Raw genomic sequence first — 24,015 nt, forward strand, 5'->3', positions numbered from 1 at the left:
ACCGGGCGGTTTCAACAAACTCCATTGCCGTTTCCGGGACACATTCGGTTGACTGCGCCCATGGACCAGCAACCCAGCGTCGATGCCGTGATCGAGCAGATCGCCCCCCGGCTGCGGCGCGCCCGCGAGAAGAAGGACCTCAGCCTGGCCGATCTGGCGCGCGCCACCGGCATCTCGACCAGCACGCTGTCCCGGCTGGAGTCGGCCCAGCGCAAGCCGAGCCTCGAACTCCTGCTGCCGATCACCGCGGCGCTCGGCGTCCCCCTGGACGAGATCGTCGCCGCGCCCCGGATCGTCGACCCCCGGGTGCCGCAGCACCCCACCAGGAAGGACGGCCGAGTGCTGATCCCGCTGTCACGGCAACAGGGGGAACCACGCGCATACAAGATGATCATCCCGGCGCACGACGAGGAGCCGCACCTGCGCACCCACACCGGCTACGAGTGGCTCTACGTGCTGCGCGGACAGCTCCGGGTGCGACTGGGCAACCAGGACTTCACCATGGGAGCCGGTGAGGCCGCCGAGTTCGACTGCCAGATCCCGCACTGGTTCGGCGCCGCCGGACGCGGCAGCGTCGAACTCCTCAGCCTCTTCGGCCGACAGGGCGAGCGCATCCACCTCCGCACCCCCCGACGCGACCCGGAACCCCGCGCGACGCGCCACGAGGACTGGCCGGAACCCGGGCGGCACTGATCGGCAACACCCTGGCGCGGATCGTCAACACCTCCCGGGCACCCCGCCGTCATGATCGGAGAACCCGTCATGACGCGTGCGGGCACGGTGACGGCACCGCCTGGGTGCCGCCCCGGCTCGCGCCGGTACCCGCCACCGGCGCGGCCGACGACCGGGGAACGGCGTTCACCGTGGACGAGCACCGCGGTCACGTCGCGTGGACCGAGGCCGACTCCACCGACCACCGCCGGGACGCCGGGGTCCGCCGCGTCGGCGGGGCGCCGGCCCGCGCCGGCCCGCTTCGAGTCCTGCTCGACCGGAAGACCCGCCAGGGCCTCCGTACCCTCGGAGGGACCCAGCGCTGCCGGGCACCGGCGGTGCACGGTCGTCCGAGAACCCGACCACGCCGGAGGAACACGTGCCCGCTCCCGCAACCGTCGACCTGAGCAGCATCAGCGCCCCCTCCGGAGGGTCCCGGCGGCTCACCGGGCACCTGGCCAGGCCCGAGGGGCAGGGGCCCTGGCCGGGGGTGGTCGTCGTGCACGAGGCGTTCGGCGTCGAGGACGTGATGCTGCGGCAGACGGAGCGACTCGCCGAAGCCGGATACCTGGCCGTGATGCCGGACCTGTTCACGGAAGGGGGCGCCCGCCGCTGCCTGGTCCCGACCATGCGGGCGGCGCTGTCCGGCCGGGGCCGCGCGTACCGGGACATCGCGGCGGCCAGGTCGTACCTGGTCGACCGGGACGACTGCACCGGCGCGGTGGGCGTCATCGGCTTCTGCATGGGCGGCGCCTTCGCCCTGGTGGCCGCCGGACGCGGCAGCTTCGACGCGGCCTGCGCCAACTACGGGGTGCTGCCCAAGGACCTGGACGCGGCGCTCGCGGGCGCCTGCCCGGTCGTCGCCAGCTACGGCGGGCGGGACCGCCTCCTGAAGGGCACCGCCGCGAAACTGGACGCGGCCCTGGAGCGCCTCGGCGTCGTCCACGACGTGAAGGAGTACCCCCAGGCGGGCCACTGCTTCCTGAACGAAACCGAAACCGGCCCCCGCCCGCTGCGCCCCCTGATGCGCATCAACGGAATGGGCCCCCACCCGGAAGCGGCCGCCGACGCCTGGCACCGCATAGAAACCTTCTTCGCCACCCACCTGGGACACCCCGAAAAGGCGTGAGCCCCCCGGGGCGGCGCGGGGGACGGCGCGCAACTCACCACCACCGCCCACCGGGGCACCCACGGCGCCGGGCAGCGACCCGCTCCCCCGCCCGTCCCCGACCCGCACAATGCGCGGAATGTCCGGCCGAGGGGCATGAAGGGCTCACCATTCGCCAGGAAGATGTCACGCCGCTTTAGGTGACGAGGGAACTGGCTCACGCGCGTCGGCATCTTCGAGACTTTGGGCAGGTCCGCCTCGGGCCACACCTCCCCCTCACGCGTGGAGGGAGGTGAGGCAATGCCCGAATGCGAACCGCCGGACTGGGCTTTCTGGGCCGTCGTGCTCACGGCGCTCCAGTGTGCGCTGGAGGTGGCCATGTGGCTGACCCGGTAAGCCCCGGTCCGGCAGGTCCGGCACACGGGACCGCTCCATCCAGGGGCGGTCCCTCCTCAGGTTCTCCACATTACGCACATGGGCGGAGAGACGGCCCGCGACTTCGATCGTGCGCCGGAAGAGATGGCCTATACTCCGCCGCCGCGTTCGAGTCCCTCTCCACTGGGCCGTGCCCGCCCCGCGGCCGAGCCGTACCGCACCGAGCCGGTCCGCCTCGGTGAGCGGACCCGTGCCATCGATGGGCTGGGGTGGTTGGTTTTGGGGGGAAGTGAGCGGTTGGGGGGAAAGGGGCGGTCGGGAGGGCGGGGGCGGTTACGTTGGGGGGGTGGTGGGGGATCTGCTTGGGGCGTTGAGCGACGGGGACGTGCGGCCGTTACGGGACTGGCTCGCCGAGTGCGGGGTCGAGCCGGAGGCGCTGTGGCGGCTGCCGCGGTGGAACGCCGGGGACGAGCAGGCCCCGGCGCCGTCGATGCGCAGGCGCGGCAGCAGGCGGGAGCAGGCGGCGGCGGAGCTGGCCCGCCAGGTCCCGCGGGCGCTGCGCACCCCGGGCGCCGCCGCCCACCTGCTGCTCTACCTGCACCACGAGATCGCCGAGACCTGGGAGATCTCCTACCACTTCAGCCTGCTGTGGGACGCCATCGCCGGGGCGGGCGACCACTTCGCGGCCCACCCGCCGCCCGACGGCGACGAGGGTGTCGCCGTGCGCTCCGCGCTGGCGCTGCTGGAGTCCCTGGACGCGCGGATACGCGCGGAGAACGCGATGACCTGCGCCGTCCCCGACGCGCTCGCCGAGGCGGCGCACCGGGCCGCGGACCGGGCCGGGGAGGCGGCGCGGCTCGCGGCTCTGCTGGCCGGGTCGATGCCGGAGTTCGCCGCCCACGTCATCGCGCTGGCGCGGGCCGACCAGGTCTTCGAGGGCGCGGTCGCGGTCGCCGCCCGGGCCCTCGCCGGCTTCCTCGCCGACGGCGGCGACCTCCACCCGGCGATCGCCGCGCTCGCCGCGGCCGAGGGCGACGCGCGCCTCGCCGACCGGCCCCGCGCGCGCAGTTGCCTCCAGGCGCACCGGTTCAGCCTGTGCGCCCTGGCCGACGCGGCGGGCGACGGCTGGCTGCGGGTGGACCGCGGCCGGATCGCGTACGTGTACCCGTTCGCGGTCCGCGGCAGGACCGGCCCGGAGGTGGTGTCGGCCGCCGCCCGGGAGGCGGAGGGCTGGCTGCTCGGCGGGGTGCGGCCCGTCGAGGTGCACGGCACCCTCGACCTCGACGACGTGTGGGACGGCTCGGACTCGCTCGGCCGCCGCTACGACGGCACGTTCGTCGGCCTGCCCGATGTGGCGGTGCGGCACGGCGGCAGGCGGCTCCACTCGCTGCGGGCGCAGCTCCGCCTCTCGCTGCTGGGGAACCACTACGTCAGATTCGAGGCCGACCTGGCGGGGGCGTCGCCCGCCGAGGTGTACGCGCTGACGCTGCGCGCGGCCCCGGAGTCCGGCTCGGAGCAACTGGCGTTCGAGGCCATGGCCGCGCCCGGCGCCGCCCCCGACTCCTGGCCCCGCCTGCCCGACCTCGCCGTCCGGCTCGCCGAGGACGTGTGCGAGCGGCTCGGCGGACCCGACGAGGGCGTCCACGTCATCACCAGGCCGGGCATGTTCCGGCTGGTCGTCTCGGTGAACGCGGCGTCGGTGGTGCGCCGTCGCGGCGGGCGGAGCGAGGTGCGGGAGCTGCGCTCCGCGGGCGAGCTGGCCGGGGTCGTCGGCGGGGCGGTGCTCACCAACCCGGTCGCGTTCATGGTGGTGTCCATGGCCGACTGGATCCGCTACTCGCCCGACCACGGGCTGGCCCGGCAGGTGCGGCTGCTGGCGGACGAGTGGGTGGTGTGCACCAGCAACACCACGCTGGTCGCGGGCCTGGGCGCGCCGCTGTGGACCGTCGGCACCAAGATGTCCGTCGCCGAGTTCGCCGCCTCCCTCGAGGGGCTCTTCGCCGGGTGGTCCAGCGAGCTCGCCGGGCACTACCGCAGCGCGCAGCGGCTCCAGGAGCGCCTGCCCGACATCGGGGAGACCGGGCGGATGACGACGGGCGAGCTGCGCGGCCTCGCCGACGACCTGGAGCGGGAGAAGATCCGGCTGCACGACTTCGCCCTGGAGACCCGGTCCACCGTCGGTCTGATCCGCTCGCCCTCGCTGGTGTCGTCGCCGGTGGCCGCGTCGATGATGTGCCTGCTGCTGGAGTGGTCCGACTTCGGGCAGCGGGTGGCGGAGCTGGAGGCGACGGTGGAGCAGGTGCTGGACGAGCGGCTCGCGATGAGCATCGAGAAGCTCGCCCACCAGCGTCTGGAGCAGGAACGCGCCGAGGAGGCGCGGACGCAGCGCCGTCAGCGGGCCAAGCTGGACACCATCCTGGCGGTGATCGCCGCCATCGGGGTGTCCGGGCTCGGCCAGATCGTCCAGGGCGGCTACGGCATCGAGGGCGTCCACGCCTTGGAGCTGGTGGCCGGGATCGTGGTGCTGGCCGTGGTGGTCGGGGTGTTCATCTGGCGCTCGGGCGACGACCCCCCGCGGGGCGGGCCGGGCGGCGGCTGACCGACGGCGCCGGGCGTAGGCTCGTGGCACCACTCGGCCCGGCACGGCGACACGGAGGTGCTCATGCGCATCGCGGACCTGGCGGCCGGCGATCCGCTGCTCGACGCCGTCCACGCGGACATCCTCGCCGTGTCGTTCCCCCCGGACGAGCTGGAGACCCGGGACTGGCTGACCGGCGGTGTCGCCGATGGCACGGTGCTGGTCGCCGCCGCGCTCGACGAGTCGGGCGCGCCCGCGGGAGCCGCCGTCGGCCAGTGGTCGCCCGGGGCGCGCACCCTGCTGCTGGCGTATCTGGCGGTGCGGTCCGGCGGGCGGGCGGCCGGGACCGGCGGACGGCTGCTGGACCGGGTCACCGGCCCCTGGCAGGCCCGGCTGCGGCCCCGGCTGACGCTCGCGGAGGTCGAGCACCCGTGGGCGCACACCGCGAGCGACGCCTACGGCGACCCCGCCGCCCGCCTGCGCTTCTACGCCAGACGCGGGGCCCGGGTGCTGGACATCCCCTACTTCCAGCCGCCGCTGCGCCCCGACTCCCAGCGGGTCTACGGCATGCTGCTGACCGTCCTCACCCTCACCCCGGACGCCGCGGGCCCCCGCCCCGACACGGTCGACCCGGCGCCGCTGCGGGCCTTCCTCGGCGAGTACTACGACGAGCACGCGGACGGCGGCGACCCCGCGTCCGAGGCCCTCGGACGGGCCCTGGACCGCCCCGACGGCATCCCCCTGCTCCCGGCTGACGACCTCGCCGCCCTGCCGCTGTCCCGGCCGCGGTAGCGGCGGCCGGGGCCGGCCTGCCGCGCCCCCGTCGAGAGGGCCCGCGCCCGGCGGCCTACGAGCGGGGGCGCAGTCCCAGGGCGCTGTGCTGCACGGCCCCCGCCGGGAGATCGCTGCGGCCCGCGGCCCGGGCCGTCAGCTCCACGAGGCGGGCCCGGAGTTCGGCGGCGGGCTCACCGAGGACGATCGCGCTGAGGACGAGCTCCAGCATCAGGCAGTCGTACTCGTCGCCCTTGCTGCGGTAGCGCCCGCTGTCGCCCTCCACCACGGCGGACGCGATGCGCCTGCCCCCGCCGGGCAGGGGCGCGAACGTCGCCTCGTGGATTCCGTGCCCGGTCCAACTGCGATGCGTGAAGACGACGTCGCCCTCGGCGAAGACGTTCCACTTCTCGTCCATGCTCCCGGCCCGGCAGCCGAGCCGGATCCGCTCCCAGTCCTCGTCGCTCCAGAGGCGGTCCGGCAGCCGGGGCAGCACCCTGGGCCTGCTGATCGGCTCGAGACGGCGGAACGCGTCCCTGGTGAGCGGTGCCTCGGCAGTCATGACGTGATCATACGAAGGCACCCGCCGCCCCGCGGCCGCGGGCCCGCACCGCGGCCTCCCGCCCGCCGTCAGCTCGCCCCGGTGTCGGCGGTGAGCCGCATCGGCAGCCCCCACAGCGGGAACAGCCGCTCGGTGTCCATGTGGTTGGTCATGGTGCTGATCCGGCCGTCCCTGATCTCCAGCAGTGTGATGCCCCACGGGGTCCAGCCGTCGCCGTCCTCGGCCGGACGGTACTGGGCGAACGCGGGTGTGCCGTTCGCCCGCACGGGCAGCAGCCGCGATCCCCGGCAGCCGCACCCCGCGCCGAGCCACCACTCCCCCAGCTCCACCACTCCCCGCACCCACATCTGGTAGGGCGGCATGTTCAGGACCGCGTCCTCGTGCAGCAGTCTCTTCAGCCCGTCGATGTCGAACGCCTCGAACGCCTCGACATACCTGGCCAGCAGGGCCCGCTGGGTCTCGTCCAGCGGCTTGTAGGTGTCGGTGTCCGGCACGCCGCCGCCCGCGGCGAGGGTGGCCCGCGCCCGTTGCAGGGCGCTGTTCACCGAGGCCACGGAGGATTCGAGCAGTTCGGCGGTCTCGGCCGCCGACCAGGCCAGCACCTCGCGCAGGATCAGCACCGCGCGCTGGCGGGCCGGGAGCTTCTGCAACGCCGAGACGAAGGCCAGCCGGATCGTCTCCCGGCCCACCGCGACCTCGGCGGGATCCCCGGAGAGCACCCGCTCGTCGGGGACCGGCCCCACCCAGACGTTCTCCTCGAGCTGGGCGAGGTTCGGCGCGGTGGCCGAGCCGGGCGAGGACAGGTCCATCGGTCGCGCCCGGCGCTGGGCGGCCGGGGCCATGTCGAGGCAGACGTTGGCGGCGATCCGGTACAGCCAGGTCCGCAGCTTGGAGCGGCCCTCGAAGCGGTCGAACTTCGACCACGCCCGGATGAGGGTCTCCTGGACGGCGTCCTCGGCCTCGAACGCCGAGCCGAGCATGCGGTAGCAGAAGGCCGTCAGCTCGGGGCGGAAGGGTTCCAGTCGCGCGGCGACGTCGTCACGATCCATGGTCATAGACACGCCGACACCCTAGCCACCGGATCCGGTGCCCACAGGTCCCCGGCGAGATCGGCACAGCACCGCGAGGGCTCGAGTCACGCCGGTTCGGGCCGGTGCGCGGTTCGTGCCCCTAGGAGCAGGCGCGGACGGTGGCGGTGAGGTGGCCGGTGGTCGATGCGAGTCAGGGGGCGAGCTTCTTGTGGAAGCACACCCGGTGCTGCCCAGGGCCGTCGTAGTCGCTGTGCACGGGCAGACCGTCGACCACTCGGTCGCCCATTTCGAGGGTGAATCCCATGGCGCGGTGAAAGGCGATGGACCCGGCGTTTCCCGGCGACGTGATCGCACGCACTTCTGTGCGGCCCGCCTCGGCGGCACGCTGGAAGAAGGCCGTGTACAGACGGCGAGCCGTCCCCTGCCCACGAAGTTCCGGATCCACCCCGACGAAGTGGATGTACGCCTCTTCGTCGTTGTCGGCGGCGTGAAAACCGACGAGGAACGCCCTGATGCCGGCTTCGTCCTCCAGGACGAGGCTCGTACTGGAGAAGAACTGCAAGAACAGCTTGGGGAGCAGCAGTGAAAGCTCGCGGGCCTGCGCGGGGGTACGCGAGTCCCCCCACCACCGCTGCACATGCCCGACCATCGTGCCGTGGTCGGTGACGCGCGCCTGGCGCAGTTCGGGCATGTCGTTCCCTCTCGGAGCGTGGGGTTGTCGCTGAAGCCGTGGCATCGGCCACCTGTTGCCCGACTCCACCGCCTCGAGACTAGTCCTGCCAGTAGAACAGCAGCGTGTCGACGGTGAGGGGCTCGCGGCTGCCGAAGTGGTACACGCACAGGCCGGTGACCCGGATGGCGCCGGTGGTGTCGTCGATCCAGCGGAAGCCGGCCGATTCCAGGGCCCGGCGGGCGGTGGGGGCGGTGTCGTGTGCGGTGGCGAAGGGGCCGAGGGTGCTGATGAGCAGTGTGCTGTCGCCGTATCTGATCACGTGGTAGGTGCCGTGGCCCTGCTGGTGGTCCTCGCGGCAGGAGACCGGGGGCCGTGGGTCGAGGCCCGCCGCGGTGAGGGCGGCTGTCGCGCGGCGCAGTTGCGCGTCCTGGTCGGGGCGGGTGGGCGGGTCGGTGCACAGGGCCTCGACGCGCCACCGCGGGTCGCTGCGCGGCTGGCAGTTGGGCGCGTACTCGTGCAGGATCGCGCCGCGCAGCTCGTCGTCCAGCCCGGCGACCTCGACCCGGGGGCGGCCCAGCGCGTCGTGGACGGCCCGGGTCTCGGCGGTGTCCTCGGTGAGGCGGTGCAGCGCGTACGCGGCCCAGAGCTTCGCCTCGGTGGTGGGGGCGCGGCGCAGGTAGCGGCGGATGCGGTCCGGGTCGGTGAGGAGGGACTGGGCGAGGTGCGCGACCGCCCGGTCGGGGTCGGCGAGCGCGTCGGTGACGTCCTGGCCGGCGCGGTGCCGCAGGCGGACGCGGAAGGCGCGGTCCTCGGGCCGGGCGTCGCCGAGGCGGGCCAGGACCGCCTCGGTGCCGTGCCGGTCGACCAGCGCGTCGAGGCCGGCCTCGCCCGTCTTCCGCCGGTGCCGCCAGGGGTCGGCGGCGAGCGTCGCCAGCTCGGGTGCCGCGGTCAGGTCGCCCGCCGTGCCGCGCGCCTTGAGGACCGCCTCCGGCAGGCCGAACGCGCGGTCCTCCCGCCGGTCCTGGTGCCGCAGCCAGGGCAGGAGCTCAGCCCGGTCCGCGAGGAGGTCCAGCAGGGCGATGCGCACCGAGGCCGAGTCCGCGGGGTCCCGCACCCGGGCGACCAGCTCCGCGGCCCGCCGCTCCGGTACCCGCCCGGCCAGCGCCGCCGCGCAGGCGGTGCGGCGCCACCACGGCTGCGCGGGGTCGGCGGCGCAGCGCGCGAGTTCGTCCGGGTCGTGCGCCCGCAGGCCGTCGGTGTCGGCCCGCCCGGCCTCCGGCACCAGCTCCTCGATGTCTCGCATTCCGGGGATGCTACTGCCCACCCGGTGCCCGGAGCAGGGGAGTTCTCGCGGCGGGAGAGCGGGGGGAGGGTGGTCCCGCCCGCACCGGAAACCCGTTGCGGTCCTCCTGGACCCCTGTCACCATCCTGCCCATGACTTCCTGTGGAAAGGCGGCCACCGCCACCGTCCGGTGAGCGCCGCGCCGACGCCCCGTCAGGGGCCGTCCCCCGAGGACCGTCTCGCCCTGGCCTGCGCACTGCGCGACGACTGGCTGGCGCACGGTCTGTCCACCGCCCCCGCCGACCGGCCCAGGGCCGAGGCCGCCGTCACCGCGCTGTACGCGCTGCTCGGGGCCGAGCCGCCCGAGTTCGTCTGGGTGCCCTCGCCGGCCGCCGCGCCCGCCGTGCTGCGCGAGCTGGTCCCCGTCCCTGCGCTCCGGCCCGCGCGGCTGAGGGCCGCCTCGTCCCCCGTGCGCGGCGCCGATTGGCCTCTCGCCGCCCGGCTCGCCTCGCACGCCTCCGACCTGCGGTCCCGCCTGGACGCCGGGATCGGGCGCCCGTTGCCGCTGTTCTCCTGGCGCGCCCCGGGCATGTTCGAGGCCAGGACCCTGTCCCCGGACGACGCCCTCGGCATCGGCGTCCCGCTTCCCACCGTCCTCGAGGCCGCCGTCCGCGACCCGCTCACCGCCTCCCTGGGCGACGCCGTCCGGGCCCCGCTCCGCACGGCGCTGTCGGCCACCGACGAACCCGCCGACTCCCCCGGTCTGACCTGGTACGGGCAGCACGACGCCCACTGGGTCGGCTGGTACGACATCAACGCCCGCGCCGGCACGGCCAGGTACGGCCGCGACGACGCCCGCGGGCTGGCCCTGTGGGCGGAGCTGGCCCGGTCCGCGGGCTGGTGGTGGCCGCACGAGCGCGTCTGCGTCATGGCCGAGCGCCCCACCGCGCTGCACACCGAGCCGCAGCCTGGCGCCCGGCACGGCGAGGTGCGCCTCCACCACCCCGACCGCCCCGCCGTCCGCTTCGGTGACGGCACCGAGATGCACGTCCTGCACGGCACCCACGTCCCCGCCTGGGTGATCGGCGACCCGACCGTCGAGCGCATCCACGCCGAGACGAACATCGAGGTCCGCCGGTCCGCCATCGAACGCATCGGCTGGGACGCCTACATCGAGCAGGCCGGCCTCCAGCTCGTCGCGGAGGCCCCCGACCCGGGCAACCCGGGCGCCGACCTGCGGCTGTACCACCTGCCCCGCCAGGTGTGGGGCGCTCCCGCGCGGGTCCTGCTCGTCGTCAACGGCTCCGCCGAGCCCGACGGGCGGCACCGCCGCTACGGGCTGAGCGTGCCCGACACCGTGAACGACCCGGTCGCCGCGGCGGGCTGGTCGTACGGGCTCTCCGGCGCCCAGTACGCCCGCCTGGCCCGGCGCACCTGACCCCGACGCACCTGACTCCGGCGCACCCGACCGGCGCGCCCGCTCTCCCCGTCCGTTCCCGCACCACGACCCCGAAGGTGACCACCATGCGCGCACCCACGCCCCTCACCCTGGCCGACCTCACCTCCCGCACCGGCCTTGACGTCCTCGGCCACCTGGAACGCGAGGTGACCATCCCCGTCGTCGACGGCCTCCAGGCCCAAGGGGACCTCATCGTCATCCCGCACGGGATGGTCCCGAACGTCATGGTCCCCGACCACGCCCACTGGCGGGACGTGCCGCCGTCCGGTGTCGAGCTGCTCCGCAGCGCCGCCGGGGGCAACCCGCACACCCTCGTCGCCGGCCCCGGCACCTGCCGCTGGACCGCGGTGGCCCGCGACCCGCAGGGCCTGGCGCTCGGTGTGCTGGCGGCCACGGCCACGGTCCACCTCATCCACCCGGAGCACGGCGGCACCGGCATCGCCGCCGGCACCTATGTGGTCCGCCGCCAGCGGGAGCGCGACCCGGGTGCGCGGAGCTGGCAGCGGACCCACCGTCTGATAGCCGACTGAGGGGCCGCGCGCCGGGTCTCAGGAGAAGCGGGGCTGCCGCGCCCGGTCGGCGGGCCGCCCGGCCACGACCAGTATGTCCAGGCCCGCGTCGTCGACGACGGTGTGGCCCTGCTCGGCGAGCACGCCCACCACGGCGGTGCGCACCAAGTGGTGCATGGTCTCACCGGTGGCGGGGCCGCCGCCCGGGGCGTGGTCCGCCCACTGCCTGCCGGCCAGGGCCGCGAAGTCGTCCGAGGGGGTCCACCGCACGGCCGCCACCCCGCCGCCCACGTCGGTCACCCGCAGGCCGGGGAGGACCTCGCCCGCGTCGCCGACCAGGTGGAAACCGGCCGCGCGCAGGCAGTGCCGCACCCGGTCGGCCGGCGCAGGTGTCGTTGGAGGCTCCACACCTGTGCTCCTGCCCGCGGGGCCCGGGAACATGCCAGCGGCTCGTTCCCGGGTCTGAGGGGTGGTCGGACGGAGGGGCGGCGGGGTTCACTGGAGGCCGATCGCGCCCGCGCGGACCCGTCCGCCGGCGAAGTCGGCCGGGGGCCGGTGACGGCCGGTCCGGGCAGGCGTCAGGGGGGAGGGGAAACCCATTGGGCGAGGCCGAGCGCTCGTCGGTGACCCTGCGTCTGGGGCACGCCGCCGCCGTCGTCCTGTTCGACTGGCTGACGACCACGGACCTGGACTCCGTCCCGGTGACGCACCCCGCGCAGAAGCAGGCCCTGGCCGATCTGCTGTGCCGGCTGGAGTGGGACGTCGACACGGACCTGGCGGCCTCCACGTCCGAGGAGATCGCCGCCGCCCAGGAGGAAGTGGCCGGGGACATGGGCTGGTGACGGACCGGGGCCGGGCCGGGCCCGGTCCGGTGCGGCGGGCCCGGCCGTCAGCCCAGCGCCAGCGGGCGCGTCGCCGGTGTGATCGTCAGCAGGCCGCGGTCCAGGTGCAGCCGGAGCGGGCCGGGCCGGGCGGACAGGGCGGTGCGCAGGTGCCCGGGGACGTAGTCCATGGTGGCCAGCCGCTCCGCGTAGTGCAGGAAGCGGTGGCAGCCCACGGCCTCGAGCGCCGAGCCCCGCGCCGCGGCCGTCACCTCGGCCAGCTCGAACCCGCCCGGGCCGTCCCCCTGGATGACGTCCACCGCCCCGACGTGGCGCCGGCGGACCCGGTCGGGGAAGAACCGGGCGGCGAAGTGCCCGTAGAGCACGTACTCCGACGCGCCGGTCCACTTGGCGGGCGCGGCGGTGTCCAGGAACGCCCGCCACAGCGGGGCGCCGTGCGCCTCGCGGACCCGTTCCGCGAGCCCCGCCAGCACCGTGCGGTCGAACACCATGTGGTGCTGCATGCCGCTGTAGGCGCCGACCGGCCGCCAGCCGGGCACCAGGCGCCGGGCGGCCTCCACGGCCGAGTGCCGCGCGGGCCGCCGGTGCGCGCGGGTGCCCAGGCGCCACGACAGCGGGTACCCGTACGGCAGCAGGGACCGCCCGTCGGCGTCCACGAACACGGTGTCGCGCAGGAAGACGAAGTCGGCGTCCACGACCAGGGTGTGCCGCGGGGCGTCCGGCGGCAGTACGTCGAAGCAGTGCAGCTTGACCAACTGCTGGAAGTACCACGAGGCGTTCGACGGCTGCCTGCCGCGGGCGCGCAGGTGGGCGGTGATGTCCGCGGTGCCGGGGAAGCACACGCGTTCGTCCGCCCAGACGATCCGCTCGTCCCGCACGGGGAACGGCGTCTCCGGGACGCGCTGGGCCACCACCTGCACCAGCGCCACCGGGTTCCGGCAGTGGGCGAGCACCCCTCGCACGCAGGCGGCAAGCCCCGGCAGGTCCTTCTCCGCGGCCAGGATCAGTACACCGACAGGGGGAAGCGCGACCATGGGGCCAGCGTGCCACAGCGGCGGCGGCCGGGCGATCGTTCCCGGCCGCCGCCCGACGGCGGGGCGGGCGGGGGTAAGCGGCCCGGCGGGACGTGCCGCCGCCGGACGATGCCGGGGGCGGTGACGGCGATGGCCAGGGCCAGGGCGGCGATGAACCACGTCAGGGCCGCCCGGCTGGACAGGTACCGGGTGGCGACGCCCAGGGCGAGGACGGGGACCGTCAGGCCGAGGTAGGCGCCCAGGAAGAAGCCCGCGAGCGCCTCGCCGCGGGTGGCGGGCGGGGCCAGGCCGACGACCGTGGAGACCGCCCCCTTGAACAGCACCCCGCCGCCGGCCCCCGCGACGACGGCGCCGGCGAGGAACAGCGGCAGGCTGGGTGTCCAGACGGCCGCGACCAGCAGCGGCAGGCCCGCCACCGTCACGGCCAGGCCGAGGCGCAGTTGCGCGGACGGCCGCAGGGCGGCCAGCGTCAGTTGCGCGGTGGCGGCGGCGGCGAACACCGAGAACGCGACCAGGCCGGCCAGGGCCCGGGACGGGTGGTGCATGGTGACGGCGACGAACGACGGCGCCAGCGAGGTGAACATGCCGAAGACGGCGAACACCACGGCCGCGGCCGTGCTCACGGCGAAGTACTGCCCGCGGACGGCGGACGGGACCGACACCCGCTGGGGCCGGTAGGGCCTGCGCCCGGGGGCGACGGTCTCCGGGACCGGCACGGCGGCCGCGGCGGCGAGCAGCAGCAGGACGGCGAACACCAGGTACGGGGTGCGCAGCGGCGCGGGCGCCCACTGCGCCAGCGCGCCGGCGACGAGCGGCCCGAAGGAGAGGCCGCCGATGTTCGCGGCCGTGCTGGTCAGATCGGCGCGCCGCCGCCCGGCGCCGGGGCGGGCCGCGGCGTTCAGCTCCCCGATGTGCGCGGTCGCCGTCGCGGTGACCATGCCGACGCCGAGGCCGGTGAGGAGCCGGGCGGCGATCAGCGCGGGCAGGGCCTGCCAGGCCACGAACACCGCGGCCGCCGCCGACTCGACCAGCAGCGCGGTGACGAGGACCTTGCGGCGGCCGAGCTGGTCCGACAGGTGCCCGGCCAGGAACAGGCTGGTCAGCACGCCCACCGCGTAGACGGCGAACACCACGGTGACGGTGAGGGAGCCGAAGCCGTTCCGCTGGGCGTACAGCGGGTACAGCGGCGTGGGGACGGTGGAGAAGGCCATCGCCGTGGTGAAGGCGAAGGTGATCACCCAGAAGCCCGCACCGGGCGGCGCGCTGCCGCGGCCCGGGGTGCGCGGGCGGCGGGGACCGGGGGCGGGGAGGCGGGTGGGGGCCGCGGCCGAGGGGCGGCCGGCGCCCCCGCGGGCGGGTGCGGTCCAGCGGGCCATGCTCCCGAGCCTGGGCGACACGGGCCATCGCGTCCAACGACGAGAATTGATCGCCTCGATCGCCTCGTGCGATGGTTGACGGGTGGAACTGCGGCATTTGCGGTATTTCGTCACCGTCGCGGAGGAGCGGAACTTCACCCGGGCCGCACGGCGGCTGCACATGGTCCAGTCCGCGGTGTCCGCCGGCATCAGGGCCCTGGAGCGCGACCTCGGCGCGACCCTGCTGGAGCGGTCCTCCCGGCCGGTGCGGCTCACCCCGGCCGGCCTGGCGCTGCTGCCGCAGGCCCGCAACGCGCTGGACGCGGTGCAGGCGGCGCGGGACGCGGTGGACGAGGTCACCTCCGGTCTGCGCGGGTCGATCGGCATCGGCACCATGCTCTCCCTGGGCCGGATCGACCTCGCCTCCGTGCTGGGCACCTTCCACCGCCGCCACCCCGGCATCACCATGCGGGTGAGGGTGTCCCCCGCCGGTTCGCGGGGTCTGGCCGCCTGGCTGCTGGAGGGCGAGCTGGACATCGCCTTCGCCTCCTTCGCGGGCCCGCCCCCGGCCGGGCTGACCGCCCGCAACCTGACCTCCACGCCGATGGTGGCCCTGGTCCCGGCCGGCCACCCCCTGGCGGACCGCGGCCGGCTGCGCCTGGCGGACCTCGCCGGCGAGGCGTTCGTGGACTTCCCCGGCGGCTACGCGACCCGCGACCTCACCGACCGCGCCTTCGCCGCGCTCGGCGTCGCCCGCCGGGTCGCCGTGGAGATCACCGGCATCGAGTCGCTGTCCGGCTTCGTCCGGGCCGGGCTCGGCGTGACGATCATGCCCGCGAGCTTCGTGCGGCCCGACCCGGCGCTCAGGGCGATCCCGTTCGCCGGGGATCCGCCCACCTTCACCGTCTGCGCGGTGACCCCGTCCGACCGCGGGCCGAGCGCCGCGGTGCGGGCGCTGCTGGACATCGCCCGCGGGGCCGCGGCGGACGCGGGTGCCGGTCCCGGCGCCGGTCCCGCCGCCGCGGACGGCGGTCACGCACCGGGGTGAACCGGCCGCGGGCGCCCCTGCCGCGCGTACCGCCCGGGGCCGACCCCGACGACCCGCCGGAAGTGGCGGGTGAGGTGGGACTGGTCGCAGAACCCGGCGGCGGCGGCCACCTCAGGCGCGGGCAGGCCCTCGAGCAGCAGCCTGCGCGCCAGATCGACCCGGCGCGTGGTCAGGTACCGGTGCGGCGGCATGCCGAACTCGCGGCCGAAGGCCCGCACCAGGTGCGAGGGGTGCGCGTGCAGCAGTTGTGCCGCCTCGGCGAGCGTGACGCCCGTCCGGACCCGGGCGTCCAGCAGGTCCCGCAGTCGGCCGGCGAGCCCCGGGTCCCGCGGCAGCGGCGCCGCGGCGGCGGCCCGGCGCAGATGCCGCTCCAGCCGCTCCTTGATCAGCGCCAGCCTGCTCTCCGCCTCCAGCTCCTCGCCGCGCAGCGTCAGCGCCGTGTGCAACTGGTGCACGCGGCGGCGCAGCGGCGGGTCGTGCAGGTCGGGCCGGTCCACCGCCGTGCCGATCAGGTCCGGCGCCAACTGCGTCCCCTCCAGGTAGACGACGCGTTTGCGGAAGCCGCGCGCGGTGGCGGCCGTCCCGTTGTGCGGCACGTGCGGCGGGAGCAGGGTGACGACGTCGCTGGGCGCGCCGTGCTCGTGCCGGTCCAGGTCGTAGCGGACCATGCCGTCGTCCACGATCATCAGCGTCCAGGTGCCGTGCACGTGCATCGGGTAGGCGTGGTCGGTGAAGCGCGCGTGGAAGACCTCGGCGACCCCGCTGACGGGCGGGCGCCAGGCGTGGACCTCGACCATGCAAAGAACGTACAAGACCGCGCCGCGCCCGGCGCGGGAGGCTGCTCGCCATGGACACGCAGCATGACAACGCCGCCGGACAGGGCGGCACCGCCGTCCGCTTCGACACCAAGATCGCGGTGCTCCTCCGCGACGACCTGCCCGCCTGGCAGCGCCTCAACGTCACCGCGTTCCTGGTCAGCGGGCTCGGCACGGTGCGTCCCGAGGTGATCGGCGAGCCCTACTCGGACGCGGACGGCACGGACTACCTGCCGATGTTCCGGCAGCCCGTGCTCGTCTTCGAAGGGGCGAAGGAGACGCTGAGGTCGGCGCACACCCGGGCCCTGGGCCGCTCCCTGCCGATGGCCGTCTTCACCTCCGACCTGTTCTCCACCGGCAACGACCACGACAACCGGGCGGCGGTGCGCGCGGTCCCGGCGGACCAGCTCGACCTGGTGGGCCTGGCGGTGTACGGGCCGCGCGGCGCCGTGGACAAGGTGCTCAAGGGGGCGCGGATGCACCCGTGAGGACGCGGGCCCGCCGCGCCGGGGGGCACCCGGCGCGGCGGGGTGAGCTCGCGGGCTCCCCCGCCGGCCGCCGGGGACCGGTCACGCCGAGGCGTTGCGCCAGACGGTCAGGTCGATGGTCATGTAGGTGCTGGGCGAGCTCTCCGGTGAGAAGCCCTGGACCGTCACCAGGCCCATGTGGCCCGTGCCGGTGTTGACGCAGACCTGCCGGCCCGGCGAGAGCTTGTCCAGGTAGACGTTGTCGGTGAAGCGGGTGTCCGCGCGGCAGGTGGCCAGTGAGCCCTCCTGGCCCGGGTCGAGCAGCACCAGGCTGCCCTCCATGACCTCCGCGTCCAGGTATCCGCCGGTGTCGTAGGACAGCTCGTACCCGCCGTCCTCGCCCTGCTCGGGGCGGATCTCCTTGGCCCCGAGCGTGAGGTGGTAGCCGGCCGTGAGGTTGAGGTTCTTGTAGACCTCGGGCTTCGGCTCGGAGGGCGCGGTGTCCTGGCTCTCGTCGGCCGTCTTGTCGCCGCCGGTGCCGCCTTCGCTGCCGCCGCTGCCGTTGCCCGCCTGACCGCTCGGGGTGTTCTTCGGGGCGTCGTTGGACTGCGGCTTGCGGTCGTCGTCCTTGCCGAGGGCGTACACCGTGGCACCGCCCGCGACGCCCAGGACCAGTGCGGCGGCGAGGGCGATGGCGGCGCCCCGCCTGGGCGTGCCCTGCGCGGGGCGGGGCGGCTGGGGGCCGAGGCCGGGGTACGGCTGCTGCGGGTGCGGCGGGTGGGGCGAGTGCGGCGAGAACTGGGTCGGGGCGTGGGCGACACCGGGCGCCCCGGGCGGCACGGGGTACTGGGGGGCGGGAGCGGGGGGCGGGGTCGCCTGCGCGGTCGGCGAGTAGGCCGGGGCCGGGGCCGGGGTGGTGGGCGAGTAGGCCACGGACGGCGCGCCGGGCGGGGTCTGGGGCGGCGGGGTCTGGGCCGGCGCGGGGGCCGCCATGCGCACCGTGATGTCGGCCGAGACGGGGGCGGGCAGCCAGTCCTCGGGGCGGCGCAGCACCGTCTCGGCGTTCGCGGTCTGGCAGAGCTCGATCACCTCGGTGACCGAGGGACGGGCCGCGGGGTCCTTGGCCAGGCAGCGGGCGACCAGTTCCTTGAGCTGGTCCGGCACGCCGGTGAGGTCGGGCTCCTCGTGGACGATCCGGTAGAGCACGCCGTGCCCGGTGCCCTCGCCGAAGGCCGGGGTTCCGGTGGCGGCGAACGCGGCGACCTGGCCGAGCGCGAAGACGTCCGTGGCCGGGGTCACCTGGGGCCCCTCGGCCTGCTCGGGGGCCATGAACGAGGGGGTGCCGATGGTGACGCCGCTGCCGGTGAGCGAGGTGGCGTCGGCGGCGCGGGCGATGCCGAAGTCGATGACGCGGGGCCCGTCGGCGGCAAGCAGCACGTTGGACGGCTTCAGGTCGCGGTGCACGATGCCCGCGCGGTGGATGACCTGGAGCGCCTCGGCCATGCCGGCGATCAGCAGCAGCACCGTGGTGGTGGGCAGCGCGCCGTGGGCGACGACCGCGTCGGCCAGCGAGGGGCCCGGCACATAGGCGGTGGCCAGCCACGGGTGCGGGCCGTCGGTGTCGGCGTCGATGACGGGCGCGGTGAACAGGCCCTGCACCCGCTGCGCGGACCGCACCTCCTGGGCGAAGCGGCGGCGGAACTCGGGGTCCTCCGCGAACTCGGGACGGATGACCTTGATGGCCACGGGCCGCCCGCCGGGCGTGTACGACAGGTACACCTTGCCCATGCCGCCCGCGCCGAGCTTGGCGGCGAGCCGGTATCCGGCGATGGCGGCCGGGTCGTCCGCGGCGAGCGGTTGGAAGATCTGTTCCGGTTGACGGCCGTTCATGCGCTGCGTCTCCCCCGTTGGACGTCGATGTGCGACCCGCACCCTATCCAAGCCGGGGCGTCGCTGCCGACCGGGTGCGCACACAACCGCGGTGGACTGTTGACGGACGGTTACACACGGCGCGGGGGCCGCCGGGGGCCGAGCGCGGCGAGCGCCTGATCGACGACCTGTCCGAGTTCGGCCCGCAGATGCGCGCACTCCCGTACCGGGTCCGTCTGCGGGCAGGCCAGCAGGTGCTCCAGGAGCCGCTGGGCGGCTCGCAGGTCCTCGATCCGCTCCGCGATCCCCTCGATCGAGGCGAGCAGCACCTCACGGCCCGAGGGCCGGTCCGCGGCCGGGCTCTCGCTGATCAGCGCGGCGGTGTCGGCCAGGCCGACCAGGCCGCGGTGGTGCAGCCGCTGGATGAGGGCGAGCCGGCGCAGCTCCTCGCGGCCGTAGTGGCGCACCCGTCCCCGGCGTTCGGCCGCGGGGAGGAGGCCCAGGTCGTCGTAGTACCGCAGGGTGGACACCGGCACGCCGAAGCAGCGGGCGACCTGACTGATCGAGTAGCGCTCGTCTCCCATGGCATCCATGGCTCCGGTGTCTCGCATGACTCCATGTTGCGCTCAAGTCGGCTTGAGCGTGCACGGTGGATCCCGATCACCCGGAGAACCGAGAAGGGGGCGTCATGCGTACCGAGGATGTGCCGGTGCTGGTGGTGGGCGGCGGGCCGGTCGGCCTGTCGACGGGGATGTTCCTGGCCCACTGGGGTGTCCCGCCCGTGGTCGTCGAGAAGCGGGACGCGATATCGGCGCTGCCGCGGGCCACCTCGAGCCTGCGCACGCTGGAGGTGTTCCGCTCGATGGGGCTCCTGCCGGCGCTCGAACGGGTCGGCTGGAGGGGCGGGGAGCCGCTGCGGACGGTGTACAAGGGCAGCGGGCTCGGCGCCACCCTGCACCGGGGAGGGCTGCCGGAGCGGTACGAGCGCAGGGCCGGGACCGCGACCCCGGTCGACCGCCGCCTGGTGGTGACGCAGGACCAGGTGCAGCGGCTGGCGCTGGAGGAGCTGCGCCGCGGGGGCGGTGACGTCCGGTTCGGCACGCGGCTGGTCGGCCTCGTCGTCGAGGCCGACCGGGTGCGGGCACGGGTCGCCGACGCCGCCACGGGCGAGGAGGCGGAGCTCAGGGCCGAGTACCTGGTCGCCGCGGACGGGGCGCACAGCGACGTGCGCGGCCACCTGGGCGTCACCGTCCCCGACCGGGAGGTCATCGGGCGGGTGCACACCGCGTACTTCCGCGCCGACCTCGGCCCCTTCCTCCGGGAGTGGGGCACCCAGATGTGCGTCGTGCGCAACGACGCGGTGTACGCGACGCTGCTGTCGAAGAACGGGCGGGACCAGTGGTCCTCGCACATCCTGGACCACCCCGGCAGGCAGGAGGGGCCAGCCGGGCTGACCGCGGAGGAGACCGTGGCGCTGCTGCGGGCCGCGATCGGGGACCGGTCGGTCGCGATCGAGCTGCACGCCGTCAACGCCTGGGAGGCCGCCATCGGCATGGCCTCCTCCTTCCGGGAGGGCAGGGTCTTCCTGGCCGGGGACGCCGCGCACGTGCAGACCTCGGCGGGCGGCCTCGGCATGAACACCGGGATCCAGGACGGCCACAACCTGGCGTGGAAGATCGCCGCCGTGCTGCGCGGGCGGTTCACCCCGGCGCTCCTGGACACCTACGAGCCCGAGCGCCGCGCCGCCGCCCGCGCGTCCCTGTCCCTGAGCCGCGCGATGTCCCGGCGCTACCAGTCCGCGCACGGCGACCCGGGCGCGACGCCCGAGCGGCTCGCCGAGGACTATCTGCGCGCCATGATGTTCCACGGCTACCCGCCGCACGGCACCGACCGGCCCGACGTCCTGGCCGACGCCGTCCGGGTCGGCCACCGCTTCCCGCACCGGTGGGTGGGGGCGACCGGGACGGCGCGGGTGTCCACGCTGGACCTGATCGGCTCGCGCTGGACGCTGTTCGCCGGCGCGGACCACCGGCGGTGGCGGGCGGCGGCGGCCTCGCTCCGCGTCGCCCCGCCCGTCCACGGCCCGTGCGCGGTGGACGGCGCCGTGCTGGTGCGGCCCGACGGCTTCGTGGCCTGGCGGGGCAACGCCGAGGACTCCTTGCGGGACGCCCTGCGCGACCTGGGGCTGCGGCAGCCGTAGCCGCCGCCCGCCGTCACCGCGTCACTGCTCCGGGGCCCGCCGGGCGGCCAGGCGCTCGATGACACCGGTGACGTGGTCGGTGTGCGGGCGCAGGCGGGGCAGCAGGTCCGCCCAGCGGTCCTCCTCCTCGCCCAGGTAGACGGCGCGGGCCCGGGCCAGGACGGGGCGGTGCTCCGCCGGGAGGCGGGCGAGCGCCCAGGCGGCCGCCTCGTCCTTGGACCGGATCGATCCCGTCGCCAGGGTCGTCCAGACGCGGGCGAGGGTGAGCAGCACGTTGCGGGTGTCCTGCTCCAGCTCGGCCAGCAGCTCCGGCACTCCGGCGACGATCGCCCGGCGAAGGTCCCGGTGCGGGACGGGGTCGAGCACCCGCGCCGGCGGCGGCCCGAACAGCGCGGCGTTCCCGCGCAGCACCATCGTGATCAGCGGGGCGAGATCGGGGCTGGGCTCCGGCGCGGGCAGCAGGCCCCGCTCGTACTCCTCGCGCAGCCACTCGCCGTACTGGAAGGCGCGGCGCGGCGGGTAGCGCCAGGGGCGGACGTCGTCCCGGACGACGACGGTCAGCTCGACCGGGCGGGCCGGGCCCAGCCGCGCCCCCTCCCCGGAGACGTCCAGCAGCCCGTCCACCAGGGCCCGCCGCTCGGCCTCGGTGAGGTGCCGCCGCACGACGGCGAACACGTCCACGTCGCTGTGCGGCCGCAGCCCGCCGAGCACCGCGGAGCCGTGCAGGTACGCCCCCAGGAGCCGCGGCCCGAGCACCCCGCGGACCAGGCGCACGACGTCCTCCGGGCGCGTCACCCGCTCTCCTCCCGGGCGGGCCGCGGCGGCGCCGCGCCCACCGCCGTCCGACGGCCGGTCACGGGGCGATCGTAGGCAGACGGCAGGGCCCGGGCCACCGCGTTTCCCGCGGGCCCGCGGAAGACGCGGGGCCCGCGGGAGACGCGGTGCGCGCGGCGGCGCCGTCGGGCCGTGGTCACTCGCCCGGTTCGTACGCCTTCGCCAGCGGGGAGACGTGGGCGGGGCGCACGACGCGCAGGCCGCCCTTGGTGACCGAGGCGTCGGGTTTGAGGATCAGGGACTGGCGGGTGGACGGGGCCTTGGGGTCGGAGAAGTCGTGGGTGATGCCGAAGGAGTTGTCGTAGGAGGTGAACGACTTCAGGGCCCGGTGCACGCCCTGCCTGGTGAGGTCCTTGTCCTCGCACGCCTTCTTCAGCACCGCGCCGTACAGCGAGGCAGCGCTCCAGCCGCTGGAGACGGCGTTGTCCAGGGGTTCGCCGGGGTACTCGGCCAGGTAGTCCTCGGCGAGCCCGGACGGGCCGGGCTCCGGCGCGCCCATGGGCAGGGTGCTGGCGGCGATGTGGTAGTCCCGGGTCAGGGGCTTTCCGGCGTCGGTGCCCAGCAGTTGGGAGGCGAACGCGGAGTTGCTGCCGACCATGGGCACGTCCAGCCTGCGGGACGCCGCGACCCCGGCCAGGGACGCCGCCTGGCGCGGGCCCGCGCTGATCAGCACGGCCTTCACACCCTCCCGCTTGAACATGGCGACCTGCGCGGACATGTCGGTGTCGGTCGGCTTGATCCGCTGCTCCACGACCGTCAGGCCCAGTTCGCGGGCGGCGTGGGTGGAGCCGTGCAGGGCGTCCTCGCCGTAGTCGCCCTCGAAGTAGATGTGGCCGATCTTGTCGCCCCGCTCGACGCCCTTCTCGGTCGTCAGGAAGTCCACGGCGTTGATCATCTCGATGGCGTAGGTGGCGCCGACGACCCGGACGTACTCGCCCATCAGGGACGTCGACCACGCCTGCGGCACGATCAGCGCGTGGTCCTGGTTCTCCACCCGGTCCTTGACCGCGCCGACCAGCGGCGAGCCGATGAACTGGACGAAGCCGAGCACCTTGGGCTCCAGTTCGGTGTAGGCGAGCACGGCCTTCTGGGCGTCGTAACCGTGGTCCCGCACCACCAGTTCGATCTTGCGGCCGCAGATGCCGCCCGCCTCGTTGGTGCGCTTCACCCACAGCCGCTGGCTCTGGGTGACGGTCTTGCCCAGGGAGGCGTACACGCCGGTGGCGTCGGTGAGCGCGCCGAGCGTGATGGTGGTGTCGGTGACGCCCTCGCCGGTCGCCACTCCGCCCTTGCCCGTGCCCCCTCCCCCGTCGCCGTCGTCGGACGCCTTGCCGCTGCACCCGGAGACGGCGAGGGCGAGCGCGAGCGCGGCCAGTGCGGCGGTGCGGATCGGTGGCTTCATGCTTCTCCCCCTGAGGACGGGTGCGGTCCCGCGCCCGGGCGCCGGCCCGGGCGGGTGGTGCGGTGACGGGTGGAGCGCGGACGGGTGAGGCCGCCGGGCAGGAACAGCACCACGGCGACGACGGCCGCGCCGTACAGGTAGCGGGACGCCTCGCCCGGTGACACCCCGCCCGCGCCGGGGCCGGAGATCAGCGGCAGCGCGTCGCTGTAGCGGGTGAGGAACTGCGGCAGCAGGGAGACGAACACCGCCCCGGCCACCGCGCCCCCGACCGTGCCGAGCCCGCCGATCACGATCATGGCGAGGAACTCCAGGGACAGCGTCATCCCGAAGTACTCGGGGACGGTGCGCTGGACGACCAGGGCCACCAGCACCCCGGCGAGGCCCGCGTACATCGAGGAGAGCACGAACACGGCGGCCCGGTAGCGGGCGACCGGCACGCCCATCACACCGGCGGCGACCCGGTCGTCCCGGATGGCGTTCATGGCCCGCCCGGGTCGGCCGCGCAGCACGCCGCGGGCGAACAGCGCGCTCAGCAGCAGCGCGGCAAGGCCCGCGTACCACAGCTTCTCCGCGGACTGGAACGGGATCCCGGCGACCTGGCGCTCGGCGTCGTCGAACCGGAACCCGAACAGCGAGAGCGGCGGCACCGACCGCCCGTTGAAGCCGCCGGTCAGCTCCTCCGCGTTGATCAGCACATGCTGGCCGATGAAGATCAGCGCCAGGGTCGCGATGCCGAGGTAGGCGCCGCGCAGCCGGCCCGTGATGGGGCTGAACAGGCCGCCGGCGGCCCCGGCGAGCAGCACCGCGAGCACCGCGGCGAGCCAGGGCGGCAGGCCGAGCCCGGTCGGTCCTTCGCCGTCGGCCGCGAGGGCGCAGTAGCCGTACGCGCCGACGGCGAGGAAGAAGCCGTGGCCCATGGACAGTTGACCGGTGGCCCCGGTGAGCAGGTTGATGCCGATGGCGCCGATCGCCGCGGCCATCGCCAGCAGCCCGGCCTGGAGCCAGAACCGGCCGAGGTAGAAGGGCAGCGCGAGCAGCACCACGGCGGTGGCGGCCCACAGCGCGGCGCGGACGGTGGCCGCCCGCCCGG

The 24,015-nt window shown here is 75.2% G+C and carries 23 protein-coding genes; 10 read left to right on the forward strand and 13 right to left on the reverse strand.

The genetic code is table 11. The features are described 5' to 3' along the window. Positions 1 to 60: 60 nt before the first annotated feature. The 4 genes from ACYVO2_RS28390 to ACYVO2_RS28405 all read left to right on the forward strand — a co-directional run bounded on the left by ACYVO2_RS28390 (position 61) and on the right by ACYVO2_RS28405 (position 5,564). Positions 61 to 693, forward strand: a complete 633-nt coding sequence (locus ACYVO2_RS28390) for a helix-turn-helix domain-containing protein (protein WP_461010881.1) — start codon at positions 61 to 63, stop codon at positions 691 to 693. A 397-nt stretch (positions 694 to 1,090) separates the two neighbouring features. Then, positions 1,091 to 1,840 carry a dienelactone hydrolase family protein gene (locus ACYVO2_RS28395; protein WP_461010882.1) on the forward strand — a complete coding sequence of 250 codons (750 nt, stop codon included), beginning with the start codon at positions 1,091 to 1,093 and terminating at the stop codon, positions 1,838 to 1,840. 724 nt (positions 1,841 to 2,564) lie between these two features. Beyond that, a complete protein-coding gene (locus tag ACYVO2_RS28400) occupies positions 2,565 to 4,793 on the forward strand; it encodes a hypothetical protein (RefSeq protein WP_461010883.1) in 2,229 nt (742 codons plus the stop codon). 63 nt (positions 4,794 to 4,856) lie between these two features. Then, positions 4,857 to 5,564 (forward strand): GNAT family N-acetyltransferase, encoded by a 708-nt coding sequence (locus ACYVO2_RS28405; RefSeq protein WP_461010884.1) that lies wholly within the window; start codon positions 4,857 to 4,859, stop codon positions 5,562 to 5,564. Positions 5,565 to 5,619: 55 nt separating this feature from the next. Here ACYVO2_RS28405 and ACYVO2_RS28410 read toward each other — a convergent pair whose 3' ends face one another. The 4 genes from ACYVO2_RS28410 to ACYVO2_RS28425 form a co-directional block, all read right to left on the reverse strand. Beyond that, entirely contained in the window at positions 5,620 to 6,036 is a 417-nt protein-coding gene (locus ACYVO2_RS28410; protein ID WP_461010913.1) for a hypothetical protein, read from the reverse strand. A gap of 137 nt (positions 6,037 to 6,173) precedes the next feature. Continuing rightward, positions 6,174 to 7,160: a sigma-70 family RNA polymerase sigma factor gene (locus tag ACYVO2_RS28415; protein WP_461010885.1), complete on the reverse strand. Its 987-nt coding sequence runs from the start codon at positions 7,158 to 7,160 to the stop codon at positions 6,174 to 6,176. 166 nt (positions 7,161 to 7,326) lie between these two features. Next, positions 7,327 to 7,827 carry a GNAT family N-acetyltransferase gene (locus ACYVO2_RS28420; RefSeq protein WP_461010886.1) on the reverse strand — a complete coding sequence of 167 codons (501 nt, stop codon included), beginning with the start codon at positions 7,825 to 7,827 and terminating at the stop codon, positions 7,327 to 7,329. A 79-nt stretch (positions 7,828 to 7,906) separates the two neighbouring features. Next, complete coding sequence (locus ACYVO2_RS28425) at positions 7,907 to 9,112, reverse strand: hypothetical protein (protein ID WP_461010887.1); 1,206 nt, start codon at positions 9,110 to 9,112, stop codon at positions 7,907 to 7,909. A 169-nt stretch (positions 9,113 to 9,281) separates the two neighbouring features. Between ACYVO2_RS28425 and ACYVO2_RS28430 the strand changes: the two genes are divergently transcribed. Both ACYVO2_RS28430 and ACYVO2_RS28435 read left to right on the forward strand, forming a co-directional pair. Then, entirely contained in the window at positions 9,282 to 10,529 is a 1,248-nt protein-coding gene (locus ACYVO2_RS28430) for a DUF6745 domain-containing protein (protein ID WP_461010888.1), read from the forward strand. Between the two features lie 86 nt (positions 10,530 to 10,615). Further along, on the forward strand, positions 10,616 to 11,080 hold the full coding sequence (locus tag ACYVO2_RS28435; protein WP_461010889.1) for a hypothetical protein: 465 nt from the start codon (positions 10,616 to 10,618) through the stop codon (positions 11,078 to 11,080). An 18-nt stretch (positions 11,081 to 11,098) separates the two neighbouring features. On the opposite strand, the gene ACYVO2_RS28440 is transcribed toward ACYVO2_RS28435, so the two are convergent. Then, positions 11,099 to 11,467, reverse strand: a complete 369-nt coding sequence (locus ACYVO2_RS28440) for a hypothetical protein (protein WP_461010890.1) — start codon at positions 11,465 to 11,467, stop codon at positions 11,099 to 11,101. Positions 11,468 to 11,658: 191 nt separating this feature from the next. Here ACYVO2_RS28440 and ACYVO2_RS28445 point away from each other — a divergent pair, with 191 nt between their 5' ends. Beyond that, positions 11,659 to 11,901 (forward strand): hypothetical protein, encoded by a 243-nt coding sequence (locus tag ACYVO2_RS28445; protein WP_461010891.1) that lies wholly within the window; start codon positions 11,659 to 11,661, stop codon positions 11,899 to 11,901. Between the two features lie 47 nt (positions 11,902 to 11,948). Here ACYVO2_RS28445 and ACYVO2_RS28450 read toward each other — a convergent pair whose 3' ends face one another. Together ACYVO2_RS28450 and ACYVO2_RS28455 are read right to left on the reverse strand one after the other, a co-directional pair. Further along, positions 11,949 to 12,935 carry a DUF6492 family protein gene (locus tag ACYVO2_RS28450; RefSeq protein WP_461010892.1) on the reverse strand — a complete coding sequence of 329 codons (987 nt, stop codon included), beginning with the start codon at positions 12,933 to 12,935 and terminating at the stop codon, positions 11,949 to 11,951. Beyond that, positions 12,905 to 14,311: an MFS transporter gene (locus ACYVO2_RS28455; protein WP_461010893.1), complete on the reverse strand. Its 1,407-nt coding sequence runs from the start codon at positions 14,309 to 14,311 to the stop codon at positions 12,905 to 12,907. Before ACYVO2_RS28455 ends, ACYVO2_RS28450 begins: the two co-directional genes overlap by 31 nt. Before the next feature lie 82 nt (positions 14,312 to 14,393). Here ACYVO2_RS28455 and ACYVO2_RS28460 point away from each other — a divergent pair, with 82 nt between their 5' ends. Next, complete coding sequence (locus tag ACYVO2_RS28460) at positions 14,394 to 15,338, forward strand: LysR family transcriptional regulator (protein WP_461010894.1); 945 nt, start codon at positions 14,394 to 14,396, stop codon at positions 15,336 to 15,338. Here ACYVO2_RS28460 and ACYVO2_RS28465 read toward each other — a convergent pair. Beyond that, complete coding sequence (locus ACYVO2_RS28465; protein WP_461010895.1) at positions 15,323 to 16,135, reverse strand: helix-turn-helix domain-containing protein; 813 nt, start codon at positions 16,133 to 16,135, stop codon at positions 15,323 to 15,325. The genes ACYVO2_RS28460 and ACYVO2_RS28465 overlap by 16 nt on opposite strands. 50 nt (positions 16,136 to 16,185) lie before the next feature. On the opposite strand from ACYVO2_RS28465, the gene ACYVO2_RS28470 reads away from it, so the two are divergent. Beyond that, positions 16,186 to 16,641: a DUF2000 family protein gene (locus tag ACYVO2_RS28470; protein WP_461010896.1), complete on the forward strand. Its 456-nt coding sequence runs from the start codon at positions 16,186 to 16,188 to the stop codon at positions 16,639 to 16,641. 81 nt (positions 16,642 to 16,722) lie between these two features. On the opposite strand, the gene ACYVO2_RS28475 is transcribed toward ACYVO2_RS28470, so the two are convergent. Further along, on the reverse strand, positions 16,723 to 18,510 hold the full coding sequence (locus ACYVO2_RS28475; RefSeq protein WP_461010897.1) for a serine/threonine-protein kinase: 1,788 nt from the start codon (positions 18,508 to 18,510) through the stop codon (positions 16,723 to 16,725). 110 nt (positions 18,511 to 18,620) lie between these two features. Then, complete coding sequence (locus tag ACYVO2_RS28480) at positions 18,621 to 19,100, reverse strand: MerR family transcriptional regulator (RefSeq protein WP_461010898.1); 480 nt, start codon at positions 19,098 to 19,100, stop codon at positions 18,621 to 18,623. 77 nt (positions 19,101 to 19,177) lie between these two features. On the opposite strand from ACYVO2_RS28480, the gene ACYVO2_RS28485 reads away from it, so the two are divergent. Next, on the forward strand, positions 19,178 to 20,689 hold the full coding sequence (locus tag ACYVO2_RS28485) for an FAD-dependent monooxygenase (RefSeq protein WP_461010899.1): 1,512 nt from the start codon (positions 19,178 to 19,180) through the stop codon (positions 20,687 to 20,689). A 21-nt stretch (positions 20,690 to 20,710) separates the two neighbouring features. Here ACYVO2_RS28485 and ACYVO2_RS28490 read toward each other — a convergent pair whose 3' ends face one another. From ACYVO2_RS28490 to ACYVO2_RS28500, 3 genes are all read right to left on the reverse strand, one after another. Next, positions 20,711 to 21,484, reverse strand: coding sequence for an aminoglycoside adenylyltransferase family protein (locus ACYVO2_RS28490; protein ID WP_461010900.1), 774 nt, complete (start codon positions 21,482 to 21,484; stop codon positions 20,711 to 20,713). 175 nt (positions 21,485 to 21,659) lie between these two features. Continuing rightward, entirely contained in the window at positions 21,660 to 22,925 is a 1,266-nt protein-coding gene (locus ACYVO2_RS28495; protein WP_461010901.1) for an ABC transporter substrate-binding protein, read from the reverse strand. Further along, positions 22,922 to 23,986 (reverse strand): branched-chain amino acid ABC transporter permease, encoded by a 1,065-nt coding sequence (locus tag ACYVO2_RS28500; protein WP_461010914.1) that lies wholly within the window; start codon positions 23,984 to 23,986, stop codon positions 22,922 to 22,924. The genes ACYVO2_RS28495 and ACYVO2_RS28500 overlap by 4 nt, the downstream gene beginning before the upstream one ends. Positions 23,987 to 24,015: the final 29 nt, after the last annotated feature.

The sequence above is a fragment of the Streptomyces capparidis genome (assembly GCF_054782095.1).

Coding starts and splice junctions, on each gene's coding strand:
- ACYVO2_RS28390 (WP_461010881.1), top strand. CDS start 61: ATGGACCAGCAACCCAGCGTCGATGCCGTGATCGAGCAGATCGCCCCC.
- ACYVO2_RS28405 (WP_461010884.1), top strand. CDS start 4,857: ATGCGCATCGCGGACCTGGCGGCCGGCGATCCGCTGCTCGACGCCGTC.
- ACYVO2_RS28415 (WP_461010885.1), bottom strand. CDS start 7,160: ATGACCATGGATCGTGACGACGTCGCCGCGCGACTGGAACCCTTCCGC.
- ACYVO2_RS28420 (WP_461010886.1), bottom strand. CDS start 7,827: ATGCCCGAACTGCGCCAGGCGCGCGTCACCGACCACGGCACGATGGTC.
- ACYVO2_RS28425 (WP_461010887.1), bottom strand. CDS start 9,112: ATGCGAGACATCGAGGAGCTGGTGCCGGAGGCCGGGCGGGCCGACACC.
- ACYVO2_RS28435 (WP_461010889.1), top strand. CDS start 10,616: ATGCGCGCACCCACGCCCCTCACCCTGGCCGACCTCACCTCCCGCACC.
- ACYVO2_RS28450 (WP_461010892.1), bottom strand. CDS start 12,935: ATGGTCGCGCTTCCCCCTGTCGGTGTACTGATCCTGGCCGCGGAGAAG.
- ACYVO2_RS28455 (WP_461010893.1), bottom strand. CDS start 14,311: ATGGCCCGCTGGACCGCACCCGCCCGCGGGGGCGCCGGCCGCCCCTCG.
- ACYVO2_RS28465 (WP_461010895.1), bottom strand. CDS start 16,135: ATGGTCGAGGTCCACGCCTGGCGCCCGCCCGTCAGCGGGGTCGCCGAG.
- ACYVO2_RS28470 (WP_461010896.1), top strand. CDS start 16,186: ATGGACACGCAGCATGACAACGCCGCCGGACAGGGCGGCACCGCCGTC.
- ACYVO2_RS28475 (WP_461010897.1), bottom strand. CDS start 18,510: ATGAACGGCCGTCAACCGGAACAGATCTTCCAACCGCTCGCCGCGGAC.
- ACYVO2_RS28480 (WP_461010898.1), bottom strand. CDS start 19,100: ATGCGAGACACCGGAGCCATGGATGCCATGGGAGACGAGCGCTACTCG.
- ACYVO2_RS28485 (WP_461010899.1), top strand. CDS start 19,178: ATGCGTACCGAGGATGTGCCGGTGCTGGTGGTGGGCGGCGGGCCGGTC.
- ACYVO2_RS28495 (WP_461010901.1), bottom strand. CDS start 22,925: ATGAAGCCACCGATCCGCACCGCCGCACTGGCCGCGCTCGCGCTCGCC.